11 protein-coding genes are annotated in these 13,898 nt (G+C 60.7%); 7 read left to right on the top strand and 4 right to left on the bottom strand.

The genetic code is table 11. The annotated features are described in order from the left end of the window. Positions 1-116: 116 nt before the first annotated feature. The 3 genes from AC13QE_RS11410 to AC13QE_RS11400 are packed head-to-tail and all read left to right on the top strand — an operon-like array spanning position 117 to position 3,197. Positions 117-572 carry an endonuclease domain-containing protein gene (locus AC13QE_RS11410; protein WP_488483722.1) on the top strand — a complete coding sequence of 152 codons (456 nt, stop codon included), beginning with the start codon at positions 117-119 and terminating at the stop codon, positions 570-572. 1 nt (position 573) lies between these two features. Then, positions 574-2,688 carry a glycine--tRNA ligase subunit beta gene (glyS, locus tag AC13QE_RS11405; RefSeq protein WP_488483721.1) on the top strand — a complete coding sequence of 705 codons (2,115 nt, stop codon included), beginning with the start codon at positions 574-576 and terminating at the stop codon, positions 2,686-2,688. Positions 2,689-2,702: 14 nt separating this feature from the next. Then, positions 2,703-3,197, top strand: coding sequence for a 2-thiouracil desulfurase family protein (locus AC13QE_RS11400; protein WP_488483720.1), 495 nt, complete (start codon positions 2,703-2,705; stop codon positions 3,195-3,197). Positions 3,198-3,269: 72 nt separating this feature from the next. Here AC13QE_RS11400 and AC13QE_RS11395 read toward each other — a convergent pair whose 3' ends face one another. The 3 genes from AC13QE_RS11395 to purD form a co-directional block, all read right to left on the bottom strand. Next, positions 3,270-5,087, bottom strand: a complete 1,818-nt coding sequence (locus AC13QE_RS11395) for a methyl-accepting chemotaxis protein (RefSeq protein WP_488483719.1) — start codon at positions 5,085-5,087, stop codon at positions 3,270-3,272. A gap of 363 nt (positions 5,088-5,450) precedes the next feature. Beyond that, positions 5,451-5,879: a plant virulence effector HPE1-like domain-containing protein gene (locus AC13QE_RS11390; protein ID WP_488483718.1), complete on the bottom strand. Its 429-nt coding sequence runs from the start codon at positions 5,877-5,879 to the stop codon at positions 5,451-5,453. A gap of 112 nt (positions 5,880-5,991) precedes the next feature. Further along, positions 5,992-7,263, bottom strand: coding sequence for a phosphoribosylamine--glycine ligase (gene purD / locus AC13QE_RS11385; RefSeq protein ID WP_488483717.1), 1,272 nt, complete (start codon positions 7,261-7,263; stop codon positions 5,992-5,994). Positions 7,264-7,509: 246 nt separating this feature from the next. On the opposite strand from purD, the gene AC13QE_RS11380 reads away from it, so the two are divergent. Next, a complete protein-coding gene (locus AC13QE_RS11380) occupies positions 7,510-9,819 on the top strand; it encodes a Tex family protein (RefSeq protein WP_488483716.1) in 2,310 nt (769 codons plus the stop codon). Between the two features lie 144 nt (positions 9,820-9,963). Next, positions 9,964-11,223 carry a cyclopropane fatty acid synthase gene (locus tag AC13QE_RS11375; protein ID WP_488483715.1) on the top strand — a complete coding sequence of 420 codons (1,260 nt, stop codon included), beginning with the start codon at positions 9,964-9,966 and terminating at the stop codon, positions 11,221-11,223. Between the two features lie 88 nt (positions 11,224-11,311). On the opposite strand, the gene AC13QE_RS11370 is transcribed toward AC13QE_RS11375, so the two are convergent. Further along, positions 11,312-11,746, bottom strand: coding sequence for a hypothetical protein (locus tag AC13QE_RS11370; RefSeq protein WP_488483714.1), 435 nt, complete (start codon positions 11,744-11,746; stop codon positions 11,312-11,314). A 296-nt stretch (positions 11,747-12,042) separates the two neighbouring features. Here AC13QE_RS11370 and AC13QE_RS11365 point away from each other — a divergent pair, with 296 nt between their 5' ends. Beyond that, positions 12,043-12,828, top strand: a complete 786-nt coding sequence (locus AC13QE_RS11365; RefSeq protein ID WP_488483744.1) for a MipA/OmpV family protein — start codon at positions 12,043-12,045, stop codon at positions 12,826-12,828. A gap of 74 nt (positions 12,829-12,902) precedes the next feature. After that, positions 12,903-13,865, top strand: coding sequence for a 4-hydroxybenzoate octaprenyltransferase (gene ubiA, locus AC13QE_RS11360; RefSeq protein WP_488483713.1), 963 nt, complete (start codon positions 12,903-12,905; stop codon positions 13,863-13,865). Positions 13,866-13,898: the final 33 nt, after the last annotated feature.

Genomic DNA, 13,898 nt, shown 5'->3' with positions numbered 1-13,898 from the left:
TTGTTTGGCTGCGGAGGTTGCCATGATCACCCCACCCCGGCACTTTGTGCCGACCCTCCCCCTCAAGGGGAGGGTGTGAACAGCGACTTTGTAAACCCAAGAGATATGGATCTTTAGTGCCCCAAAAGCCCTCCAAACTCGATCGCTTCAAAATCGCTAATAGCCGCCGCCTGCGCGCCGGTTCAACCGATGCGGAAGCCAAGCTCTGGAAACAGCTGTGGCGCATTCCGATTGAGGGCACGCATTTTCGCCGCCAGGTTCCGATCGGGCGCTATTTCGCTGATTTCGCCTGTCATCAGATCGGTCTGATTATCGAGCTTGATGGCAGCCAGCATGCGGAGGATGCGGCAAGGCGTTACGATGTCGAGCGGACGGCCTTTCTTGAAGGCCAAGGCTATCATGTCGTTCGATTCTGGAATGCCGAGGTCATGGATGAGGTCGAGGCTGTTCTGGATACGATATTTGCCATTGTGCAGCAGCGGCAAATTTTGCTAGCAGAGGCCGACCGTTTTCACCCCACTCCGGCACGCCGTGCCGACCCTCTCTCTCAAGGGGAGGGTGAGGAACCTTGACATGCCCGATCTCCTTCTCGAACTCCGCTCCGAGGAAATTCCCGCCCGTATGCAGCGCAAGGCTGCCGGCGACCTGAAGAAGCTGGTGACCGATGCCCTGGTCGAAGCGGGTCTTTCCTATGAGGGTGCCAGGGAATATTGGACGCCGCGGCGCCTGACGCTCGATATTCGCGGTCTGACGGCGCGCTCGGCCGATGTGCGCGAGGAGCGCAAGGGTCCGCGCACCGATGCCAACGAGAAGGCAATCGAAGGCTTTCTGCGCGGCGCTGGCCTTTCTTCAATTTCGGAAGCCCAGGTCCAAAGCGACCCGAAGAAGGGTGATTTCTACGTTGCGATCATTTCCAAGCCCGGCCGTGCTGCGGAGGAAATCGTTGCTGCGGTGATGCCCGACATCATAAGAAATTTCCCCTGGCCGAAATCCATGCGCTGGGGCAAGGCCTCGGTAAAGCCCGGCTCGCTGCGCTGGGTGCGCCCGCTGCAGTCGATCGTCTGCACCTTCGGCACAGAGCATGAAGAGACTGTCGTCATCCCCTTCGAGATCGACGGCATCGTCGCCTCCAACGTGACTTACGGCCATCGCTTCCATGCCCCCGGCCCAATCACGGTCAAGCGTTTCGAGGATTATGCCTCGAGCCTGGAAAAGGCCTATGTCGTTCTCGATGCCGAACGCCGCAAGGACATCATCCTGCATGATGCCCGCGACGTCGCTTTCGCCAATGGCCTCGAGCTGGTCGAAGACGAAGGTCTGCTGGAGGAAGTTTCCGGCCTCGTCGAGTGGCCGCAGGTGCTGATGGGCTCCTTCGAGGAGGACTATCTCTCGATCCCATCCGAGATCATCCGCCTGACCATCAAGACCAACCAGAAGTGTTTCGTCACGCGGCCATCGGCCGGTGAGACGCTGTCCAACCGCTTCATTCTCGTTGCCAATATCCAGGCGACGGATGGCGGCAAGGAAATCATCCACGGCAACGGCAAGGTCGTGCGCGCCCGTCTGTCCGACGCGCTGCATTTCTGGAAGCGTGACCAGGGCGATCTGCCCGATCTCGAAACGCTGGAAGCCTCCGCCAAGAAGTTCGGCCTCGATCTGAAGAAGCCGCTCGACCAGCGTATGGCAAAGCTCGACGCTCTGAACGTCACCTTCCATGCCAAGCTCGGCAGCCAGGGCGAGCGCGTCGCCCGCATCCGAGCGCTGGCCGCTGACCTCGCCAAGATTACCGGCGCCGATGCCGCTCTGATCGACCGTGCCGTCGTGCTCGCCAAGGCCGACCTGCGCACCGAAGCCGTCGGCGAATTCCCCGAGCTGCAGGGCGTCATGGGCCGCAAATACGCGTCGCTGCAGGGCGAGAACGCCTCGGTCGCGACGGCGATCGAAGATCACTACAAGCCGCAAGGCCCGTCCGACCGCGTCCCCGAGGACAAGGTTGCAATCACTGTCGCGCTTGCCGACAAGCTGGATACGCTCGTCGGCTTCTGGGCGATCGACGAAAAGCCGACGGGCTCGAAGGACCCTTACGCGCTGCGCCGTGCCGCCCTCGGTGTCGTCCGTATTTTGCTGGAACGGGGCGTGCGCCTGCCGCTGCTCGCCACCACCAAGGATGCCGATCTGCTCGCCTTCTTCCATGATCGCCTCAAGGTCTATCTGCGCGATCTCGGCGCCCGCCATGACCTGATCGACGCCGTGCTGACGTCGGAAGCTGACGACCTGCTGATGGTCGCCCGCCGCGTCGAGGCGCTGACGGCCTTCATCACCTCCGAAGATGGCAAGAACCTGCTCGCCGGCACCAAGCGTGCCACCCAGCTTCTTGCCGCCGAGGAGAAGAAGGGTACCGTCGTTGCCGATGGTGTTTCGGACGCCTTGCTGAAGCTCGATGCGGAGAAGGATCTCTTTGCCGCCGTCAAGGCCGCCTCTGCCGAGGCCTCCGACGCGATCGCCAAGGAAGATTTCCGCTCGGCCATGGCAGCCCTTTCCAAGCTGCGCGCACCGGTCGATCGCTTCTTCGAAGACGTGCTCGTCAATGACGAAGACGCCGCCATCCGCGCCAATCGTCTGGCGCTGCTGCGCATGATCCGTGAAGCAACCGGCACGGTCGCCGACTTCTCGAAGATCGCGGGATAAGACATGGGGTCGCGATGACCGGAAAGATCCTCGTCAGCGCCTGCCTCATGGGCCATGCCGTCCGCTATGACGGCCGCTCCAAGCCGCTTGTCCATCCGGCGATCGATCGCTGGCGCGAAGAGGGGCTGTTGGTGACGATCTGCCCGGAAATGTCTGCGGGCATGGCGGTTCCAAGACCACCGGCCGAGATTGCCGGCGGCGCCACTGGCGAGGACGTGCTTGCCGGCATCGCAAGGGTGATGGAGATCACCGGCGGCGATGTCACGGCGGAGTTTCGTCAGGCGGCGGAAAATGCGCTGGCGCTCGCAACGGAAACCGGCTGCCGCTATGCCCTCCTGATCGACGGAAGCCCGTCCTGCGGCTCGGGCTTCATCTATGACGGCTCATTTTCGGGTGACCGGCAGAGTGGCCGGGGCGTTACGGCGGCGTTGCTTAAACAGGCCGGCATCGAGGTCTATTCCGATCGCGAGATCGACAGGTTGGTCGAACGGCTGGCGGCGATCGACTGACACAAGCATCATAGCCAAATAAAAACCGCCGGACGCATGCCCGGCGCTTTCGTGTTTTCTGGCCTATGCAGCTCAGGCGGCCCGGCGACGATGATCCGCAGCGGGTTGGCCTTCGTTGACACGGAAGCCGCGGATGAGGGCGAGGAGATCTTCCGTGTCGGCGGCGAGTGTCTCGGCCGATGCGGTGGTCTCTTCGGCCATGGCGGCGTTCTGCTGCGTGGCGGCATCGAGCTGGTTCATCGAAGAGGAGATCGAGCGCAGCGTCGTATCCTGCTCGGAGGCGCTGTGGGCGATCTTCGAGACGATTTCGTTGGCTGCCTTGATCTGACCGGAAATGCGCTTCAGCGCTTCGCCAGCCTCGCCAACGAGGCGAACGCCCTGGTCGACTTGACCGGAGGAGCGGGCGATCTGGTCCTTGATCTCCTTGGCGGCTGCGGCGGAGCGCTGGGCGAGTTCACGCACCTCCTGGGCGACGACGGCAAAGCCCTTGCCGGATTCGCCGGCGCGAGCCGCTTCGACGCCGGCATTCAGCGCCAGAAGGTTGGTCTGGAAGGCGATCTCGTCGATGACGCCGATGATCTTGCCGATCTCGGCCGAGGACTTCTCGATGCCGCTCATCGCCTCGATTGCCTGGGCAACCACGGCATCGCTGCGCGATGCTTCGGCGCTGACGGCATGAACGCGCTTGCTGGCTTCATCGGCGCCTTCCGCGGTCTGGCGGACAGCGACGGTGAGTTCGTCGAGCGCTGCCGAAGTCTCTTCCAGACTGGCGGCCTGGCGCTCGGTACGCTGCGACAGCTCATTGGAGGCGCGACGGATTTCTTCCTTGCTGAGGCCGATGTCGTTGCCCTTGGCGTTGACGCGTCCCATCGCGGCTTCGAGATGCGACAGCGCCTCGTTGAAGTTGTTGCGAAGGCCGGCATAGCTTGCGCCGAGATCGCCGCACCGTATCGTCAGGTTCCCCTGGGCGAGGTCTTCAAGCGCCCGGCCGATGACCGAGACGACGCGCGCCTGTTCGTGGGCCTCATCCTGCTGCTGGCGCAGGTTCTGTTCGCGCTCATTGCTGATTTCGAGTTCCTGTGCAGCCTGGCGGTCGGCCAGCACGTGGCGCTCGCGGATCTTTTCCTGCAGCGCCTGGGTCGCTTTCGCCATCAGGCCGATTTCGTTGCGCATCTCGGCATGCGGAATGGCCATCTTCACATCTTCGTCGGCCACGGCCTTCAGTGCGGCATGGACGTCGGCGAGCGGCTTCGTGATGCCGCGGATGAAGTAGATGGCGGCGCCGATGCCGACCAGGAAGACGATGCCGCAGATGAGCAGGGCGCGCCACATCGTTGCATTGATCTGCGCATCCAGGTCGTCCATGTAGACGCCGCAGCCGAGCACGATCTGCCAGGGAGAGAAGGCAGCCGAATAGCTACCCTTCAGGAAGAAGTCGGTGCCGGGATGGCCGGGCTTGTTCCAGTAATAGATCGTGCGACCGCCGCCCTTAATCGCCTTTTCGACCATTTCCTTGCTGAAATGGGTGCCGTTCTTGTCGACTTGGCCGGACATGTCCTTGCCGATATTGACCGGGCTCGGGTGAATACGCTGTATGACGTTATAGTCGAAGCCGAAGAAATAGCCCGCCGGCGCGAAGCTGACATGCGACAATACCTTGAAGGCCTCGGCTTGAGCCGCCTCATGAGTCATCTCGCCGGATTTTTCGCGCTGATAATACTGGTCCAAAATGGAAATGCCGGATTCGACCTGCGTGCGCAGCATGTCGAAACGGTCGCTATAGATAGAATCGGCCTGCGACCGGATCTGGAAATAGGTCGCCACGGCGAAGGCGGCCATCAGGACGCCGAGCAGGGCAAATAATTGACGCGAAATCTTGAGATTCTTCATGGTGCCTCCCACAGGGGTGAATACCGGTGCGGTATCCTACCGCCTGTGCGATCGCCTGAGAGATACTCAATACGTTTGCCGCCGCTTAAATGACATGCTGCTGTCCGGTGGCAGTAAAATCGCTGTTTATGTCTAAGAAAGCTTTAATTGTGGGGATTTGGTTGTATTTAATTTGGAATTAAACCGGAGATGTGCGCAGGAATTGTAAGTAATACGAAATTTTACTTGGCTATGCCGTCGAGGAGACTTTGAGATATCCGGCTGTTATCTAGATTTATCGAACATTATGAGGATATATTTATAAATGTGAATATAGTCGGCATCCCGCAAGCGGCCAAGCGTTACCAAGACGGCTTGCGGGGCTTATTGGCGAAGCTGGAAGGCGGAGATATCGAGCGGCGCAGGTTCGCGAGTTTTGGAAGAGTTCGGCAAGGCCGCCGTCCGAGCCGTGATGTCGATGCCGTCGACGGGCTCACCGGCGGCGGCAAGCGCTTCTGGCGTAGGCTTGCTGACGAAGTTAACAGGCGAGCCACCCATCCAAGCTTCAGTGCGGACGACCTTTTTCTGACCATCGATATCACGCACGACGACGGATTGCGTGCCGGGTTCCAGCGTCGGCACGGTGTATTCTCTTTCTGTGACGGGAGGCTTCAGCGGAGGACATTCGGCGCAGCTTTTGTTGATAATGCTGCCCCTGCCGCCGATCATCGTGCCGTCGATCGGCTGGATCGACGAGGCCATGGCGGAATCGCCGGCCAGTATGCACGCCAAGGTCACAAAGAAGGAACGCATAACCAAGAACTCCGCCTATAGTGACGAAGACATTAGTGCGGCTTTATTTCCATCCCGTCAGGAGATTAGGTAAAAATTTAATGGACTTGCGATTGCGGAACCGAAGTGATGTTTACTTTTCGCGCTCCACTGCACGCCATCCGATATCATTGCGATAGAAGCCGTTGTCCCATTTCACTTCGCCGGCAAGGGCATAGGCGCGTTCTTTTGCTTCGCCCACAGTCTTGCCTGTCGCAGTGATGTTGAGGACTCGCCCACCCGTCGCAACGAGTGCGCCGTCTTTCAAGGCTGTGCCGGCATGAAACACCTTCTCGCGTTCGTCGTCGTCGGCGGGCAGCGCCGCGATTGGTGTGTTCTTGGCGTAGGAGCCGGGATAGCCCTTGGAGGCCATGACGACGGTTAGCGCCGGATCCTCGCTCCATTCGGCCGTCACCTGATCCAGCGTACCCTTGGCGCAGGCATAGAGCATCGGCAGGAGGTCGCTCTTCAGCCGCATCATCAGCACCTGGCATTCCGGATCGCCGAAGCGGACATTGTATTCGATGAGTTCAGGACCCTTGGCGGTGATCATCAGCCCAGCGAAGAATACGCCGCTGAAGGGATGGCCGCTTTCGGCCATGCCGCGCATCGTCGGCTCGATGATTTCCTTCATGGTGCGCTCAACCAATTCGGGCGTCATCACGGGGGCAGGGGAATAGGCGCCCATGCCGCCGGTGTTCGGGCCGGTATCGCCGTCGCCGACGCGTTTGTGGTCCTGTGCGGTCGCAAGCGCCAGCGCATGCTTGCCGTCGCAAAGGCAGAAGAAGCTTGCCTCTTCGCCATCGAGATAGGCTTCGATCACCACTTCCGCGCCAGCCTCGCCGAATGCACCCTCGAAGCAATCGTCGATTGCGGCCAGCGCTTCGTCGATGGTCATGGCGACGGTGACGCCCTTGCCCGCCGCAAGGCCGTCCGCCTTGACGACGATCGGCGCGCCTTGAGCGCGGACATAGGCTTTCGCCTTCGGTGCATTGTTGAAGCGTTGATAGGCGCCGGTGGGAATATTGTAGCGGGCGCAGATATCCTTGGTGAAACCCTTCGACCCTTCGAGCTGGGCGGCGGCTGCAGAAGGGCCAAAAACGGCAATGTCGGCGGCGCGCAGCTTGTCGGCGATGCCGGCGACCAAGGGTGCCTCGGGGCCGACGACGACGAAGTCGATGGCCTTGTCCTTGCAGAAGGCGACAACAGCGTCATGGTTGTCGATATCGATCGGCGCAAGCGCCGCATGTTCAGCAATGCCGGGATTGCCGGGTGCGGCATAGAATTCCGTCATGAGAGGCGATTGCGCCAGTTTCCAGGCCAATGCGTGCTCGCGTCCGCCCGATCCGATCAACAGAACTCTCATGGCTTGCCCTTTCGTTGCGTCCTTTTGCGCGGTTAAGGGGGCTTGAGCCAAAGGTCAAGCGGCAAATCCTGTGGAGGCAGGGCTGGCAACATTGCCATGCCTTTTTATCCCGTTAAAGCGGAGGCGGCTTCGCCCTCCACGCCATCTCCGCGCCCGGATTGGCGTGTTCCGTGACGAAAACCGCTTCTTATGTCCGCGGGATCATGCTTATGGTCCCCTTTACGATTGTCCAGTTCAGAGAGACACATGGCCGCCGATATCCGTTCCCTTGCTGCTACCATCGCCGCCGAGATCAACTCCCGCCCGGATCAGGCCAAGGCCGCCATCGAGCTCTTGGACGAAGGTGCAACGGTGCCCTTTATCGCCCGCTACCGCAAGGAAGTGACCGGCGGCCTCGACGATACGCAGCTTCGTACGCTGTCGGAACGTCTGGTCTATCTGCGTGAGCTGGAAGCCCGCCGCGCCGCTATCATCGAATCCATCACCAGCCAGGGCAAGATGACCGACGAGCTGATGAGCAAGGTTGCAACCGTCGGCACCAAGGCTGAGCTGGAAGACCTTTATCTGCCCTATAAGCCGAAGCGCCGCACGCGCGCCGAAATTGCGAGGGAACGCGGCCTCGGCCCATTGGCCGACACGATCCTTGCGGATCGCTCCAAAGAGCCTGCGGTTCTCGCCGAAGGCTTTATCACGGCCGATGTGCCTGACGTGAAAACGGCGTTGGAGGGGGCGCGCGATATCATCGCCGAAGGCATTGCCGAAAATGCCGATTTGCTTGGCAAGCTGCGCAATTACATGAAGACCAATGCCACGCTGAAGGCTGCAGTCGTCGACGGCAAGCAGGAGGCAGGCGCCAAATTCTCGGATTATTTCGCCCATCAGGAGCGCTGGGCGACGGCTCCCGGTCATCGCGCGCTTGCCATGTTGCGCGGCTGGAACGAGGAAGTCCTGACACTGAATATCGAAATCGATACCGACGCCGTCTCACCCAACAAGCCGGTCGAACGCATGATCACTGCGGCCTACGATATCGGCGCAAACCGGCCCGGCGACCGCTGGCTGACGGAGGTCGCGAGCTGGACCTGGCGTGTGAAGCTTTCGATGTCGCTGTCGCTCGACCTGATGCGGGAACTGCGCGAACGTGCCGAAGAAGAAGCGATCCATGTTTTCGCCCGCAATCTGAAGGATCTGCTGCTGGCCGCGCCTGCGGGTTCGCGCGCCACAATGGGCCTCGATCCGGGCATCCGCACCGGCGTCAAGGTCGCCGTGGTCGATGGCACGGGCAAGCTGCTGGAGACGACGACCGTCTATCCCTTCCCGCCGAAGAACGACGTGCGTGGCACGCAGGCGACGCTGGCCGTACTTATCCGCAAGCACAAGGTCGAACTGATCGCGATCGGCAACGGCACAGGCAGCCGCGAAACCGAGAAGCTTGTGGCCGACATGCTGGCCGAACTGCCGGCGCCGAAGCCGACCAAGGTCATTGTTTCCGAAGCCGGCGCATCGGTCTATTCCGCCTCGGAAACGGCGGCGCTGGAATTCCCCGGGCTCGATGTCTCGTTGCGCGGCGCCGTCTCCATCGCCCGCCGCCTGCAGGATCCGCTGGCCGAGCTGGTAAAGATCGAGCCGAAGTCGATCGGCGTGGGCCAGTACCAGCACGATGTCGACCAGCAGAAGCTATCGCGCTCGCTGGATGCCGTAGTCGAAGACGCGGTGAATGCCGTCGGTGTCGATCTGAACACGGCGTCTGTGCCGCTGCTTGCTCGCGTTTCGGGCCTTGGGCCTTCGATTGCCGAAGCGATCGTTCGGCATCGCGATGGCGAAGGCGCCTTCGAGACGCGGCGCGATCTCCTGAAGGTCGCGCGTCTTGGCCAGCGCACCTTCGAACAATGCGCCGGCTTCCTGCGCATTCCGAACGGCAAGGAGCCGCTCGACGCTTCCTCGGTACACCCGGAAGCCTATGGCGTCGCCAAGAAGATCGTAGCCGCCTGCGGCCGCGACCTGCGCACGCTGATGGGCGATACGGCAGCGCTGAAGGCGGTCGATCCCCGTCAGTTCATCGACGACAAGTTCGGCCTGCCGACCGTGCGCGACATCATCGCCGAACTGGAAAAGCCGGGGCGCGATCCGCGCCCGAGCTTCAAGACTGCAACCTTTGCGGAGGGCGTCAACGAGATCGGTGACCTCAAGCCGGGAATGCTGCTGGAAGGAACTGTCACCAACGTCGCCGCCTTCGGCGCCTTTGTCGATATCGGCGTCCATCAGGACGGTTTGGTACATGTCTCGCAGCTGACGGATCGCTTCATCAAGGACCCGCATGAGGTCGTGAAGGCCGGCGACGTCGTCAAGGTCAGAGTCGTCGAAGTCGATGCGAAGCGTAAGCGAATCGGCCTCTCCATGCGCAAAGATGGCAGCACTGTGGCAGCCCCGTCCGGGCGGAACACACGCGAGCAGGGTGGTCCGCGCAGCGCTGGCGTTACGGGAAATACCCGTCCGAAGGCCGAACAACAGGGTAGTTTTGGGGCAGCGTTGGCGGACGCATTCAAACGAAAATAAGGACTTAGCGGAACTTCGTGCAAGAATGTCACACTCTGGCAGCGTTGTTGTCAGAGTGCCAATGACTGTGAAAAGGTGCGCTTGCCACAATGCTGTGAGGCGTTAAAGTTGCCTTAATGTCATGTCATAACATTCGGGGCGTCCATGGCGTCGACACTCTTTTCTCTCGTCAAGAAAATCATCCGTAAAGGTTCACTCAGGCTTACGCTCGCATCCGGCGAGACCCATATGGTCGGCGACGGAACCGGAGAGACGGTGGCCGTCCGTTTTGCCGATCAGCAGGCTGAAGATGCGGTGGCCCGCGATCCGACGCTCAAGCTTGGCGAAATGTATATGGAGGGTCGCTTCATCCTCGAGCAGGGGGACATCTACGAGTTCCTGTCGCTGGTGAAGCAGAATACCACCAACGAGATTTTCGATTTCCGCATGGCGGCGCTGCTGCTCGGCCGCATCGCCTGGCAGCAGATCAAGAGCCGCTCGCCGATCAATCGCAACAAATACAATGTTGCGCATCACTACGATCTCTCGGCGAAGCTCTTCGATCTCTTCCTCGATGAGGACTGGCAATATTCCTGCGCCTATTTCAATCCGCCTGGCATCAGCCTCTTCGAAGCGCAGGTTGCCAAGAAGCGTCACATCGCCGCCAAGCTGCTGGTCGAGCCCGGTCAGAAGGTGTTGGAGATCGGCTCCGGCTGGGGCGGAATGGCCATGTATCTTGCCGAAGCCTATCCAGGCCTCGACGTGACAGGCATCACGCTCAGCGAAGAGCAGCTGAAGGTATCGCGCGAGCGGGCAGCCAAGCGCGGTCTCTCCGATCGCGTGCGCTTCGAGCTGCAGGACTATCGCTACCTGACGGGCAAGACGTTCGACCGCATCGTCTCGGTCGGCATGTTCGAACATGTCGGCATCGGCGACTATGGCAAGTTCTTCCGCAAGGTTTCTGAACTTCTGGATGACAACGGTGTCATGCTGCTGCACTCCATTGCCCGCCCGAAACCGAGCTTTGCCACCAACGCCTTCATCGAAAAGTATATTTTCCCCGGCGGCTACATCCCCTCCATCGGCGAGACCACGCCGCCACTGGAAAAGGCAGGTTTGCTCACCAGGGACGTCGAAACCCTGCCGATGCACTACGCCTATACGCTGAGGCATTGGCGCAACCGCTTCGCGGCGCGCAAGGCCGACGCCGTCGCGCTCTACGACGAAAAGTTCTTCCGCATGTGGGAGTTCTATCTGGCCGGTTCCGAAATGGGCTTCCGCTGGGACGAGCTGTTCATTATGCAGCTCCAGATCACCAAGAACCAGTTCGCCGTTCCTGACAACCGCAATTACATTGCGGAGCGCGAGGCGAAGCTGAAGGAATTCGAGGCAGGGCGCGCGCCTTTGGAGAAGGTGACGTTCTGAGCCTCCGTCATCGCCCCGTTTGACGGGGCCGGACCGTGGAAAGCCACGGTCCGGCCTTTCTATTCATGCCCGCACGTCGCTGCGGCCGCTATCTGCCGACATGGACGGTAAAGGTACCGTCTTGCACCGTACCATCCGTATTCAGTCCCGTAAGGCGCAGGGTGAACTGGTCGGTGCCCGCAAAACCAGGGTTCGGCGTGTAGTAGACGATGTTGCCCTGGACCGTCTTGCCCGAGCATAGATAGGCATTGCTGTCTTTCGGAAACTTTGCCGCGACCGGCCCGTGCTCGACGTCAACCTTGCCGTGGGCAGGCTGCTTAATGACGCCTGTATAGGGAAATCCTGCAAAGGTGCAGTCCTGTTTCACGAGCGAAGTACTCGTAATCTTCGTCTTCTTGCCGGGGGCGGCATTTCCCGAAAACTGGCTTTGCTTTGCTCCGCCGATCGGAGTGCCGACGCAGCCGGAAAGCGCCATGCCGGCAGTCAGGATCAGACCTAGGGAGATCAGGGATATGCTCTTCATTCGTTTCTCATCTTTTGAAATTGGGGGGCTATGAGATGGCGGGCACTTGGCAATTGCAGCCATTACCCACGATTGAGCATCTATACAGAAATTAAATCAACGCGATAGGTCACCGCATGTCGAACGGCGTCCGGATTGGAGCAGCCTGAATTTGATGTTCCGACCGAATTCGCGGTCTTGTGGTTAAGGGAGCGGTAACGCGATCCGCATAACTTGCAGCAACTCTCGGGTCGTAAGGCCCTTTGTATTGCGTATCATGGAGTTTCGTTGTGTTTGCAAAGTTAAGTTTCCTTTTCATTGGCGGGCTCTCCGTCGTCGCTTATGCCGGCGCTGCCGAGGCGGGCGATGGCCAGCATTTGTGGTCGGGTGACTGGTACTTAAGCGTCGGTGCGGCCGGTTTCTCGGCGCCGAAGTTCGAAGGCGGCAAGCACAACAAGCTGCAATGGTCGCCGCTGGTGTCTATCGGCCGGCAAGGCCCAGGCCCGCGCTTTTCCTCGCGTAACGACAATCCGTCCTTTGCCCTGATCGAAAGCGATGCATTTCGCATCGGCATCGTCGGCAAATTCGTGCCGAGCCGCGACAGCAGCGATGGCCGCGAGCTGAAGGGATTGAAGAAGGTCAAGTGGGGTGTGGAAGCCGGCGGCTTTGCCGAAGCCTATCCCACGGATTGGCTGCGCGCTCGCGTCGAAGTTCGCCAGGGTATTCGTGCCCATAGCGGCATCGTCGCCGATGCCGCGGTCGATGCCTTTACCGACATCACGCCGGAGCTTCGCGCCTCCGCAGGTCCACGCGTGACATTCGCCAGCAGCGATTATTTCGACACCTATTACGGCGTCAATGCGCGTCAATCGGCTGCCTCCGGCCTCAGCGGCTACAAGCCCGGCGGCGGTGTTAAATCCGTTGGCTTCGGCGGCGCACTGACCTGGAAGGCCTCGCAGAACTGGACCACCAGTACCTTCCTTGAATATACCCGGCTCACCGGTCCCGCCGCCGACAGCAGCCTCGTGCGCGAGCGCGGCGACCGCAACCAGCTGCTGATCGGCGTTTCCGCCAGCTACAAGTTCAATTTCACGATGAACTGAGCAACGGGCGAGGTCATGTTTCGTTATGGCCTCGCCGCTTGACCTCCGGTGCCGGATGTCACTACTACTCGCCTATGCAAAACACAGGCGACATCAACGGGCGCGTCGCTGACGCGCCATCCGGCAACTGGGTCTACCGCGTTCTGCCCCCGACCCTCTGGCCATACGCCCAGCTTGCGCGCTGGGACAGGCCGATCGGCTGGCAGCTGCTGATGTGGCCATGCTTCTGGTCCGTGGCGCTTGCTGCCAATGCCTCCGTCGCCTCGGGGCAGGGCTCTCCCGGATTCGTGGTGATCTATCACCTCCTCCTCTATTTCGTCGGCGCCGTTGCCATGCGCGGTGCCGGCTGTGCCTATAATGACCTCGTCGACCACGAGATCGACATGTCCGTGGCGCGCACGCGCTCGCGCCCGCTGCCATCGGGCCGCGTAACGCGCCTGCAGACCAAGGTATTTATCGCATTGCAGGCTCTGGTAGGCCTGCTGGTGCTGCTGCAGTTCAATTGGTTTGCCGTCGTGCTCGGTGTCCTGTCGCTCGGCATCGTCGCGCTCTATCCCTTTGCCAAGCGCTTCACGGATTGGCCGCAATTCTTCCTCGGCCTTGCCTTTTCCTGGGGCGCCCTGATGGGCTGGGCGGGTCTCTTCGGAAGCCTGTCGCTTGCCTCGATCGTGCTCTATCTCGCAGCCATCCTCTGGACCATCGGCTACGACACGATCTACGCGCATCAGGACAAGGAGGATGACGAGCTGATCGGCGTGCGCTCGACTGCCCGGCTTTTCGGCGATCAGACGCGCCTTTGGCTGGTCGGGCTCTATGGGGTGGCGCTGCTCTTGATGCTGCTATCCTTTGCGCTCGTGGGTACAAGCTGGCTGGCCTATCTTGGCCTGATCGTCGCCGGCGGCATGTTCGCCTATCAGATCGCCGTGCTCGACATCAACGATGGCGCACAATGCCTTGCGCTATTCAAATCCAATAATCGCGTCGGCTTGATCATTTTCGCAGGGCTCTTCCTGTCGTTTCTGCTTCTTGCTCCCTAAAGGGAGGGATGCGCCGCGTAAGGTTCCGGAGGG

This window comes from Martinezella sp. CNPSo 3957 (assembly GCF_057784395.1).
Note: the sequence above shows the minus strand (reverse complement) of the source record. Positions and strands in the feature narration are given on the sequence as shown.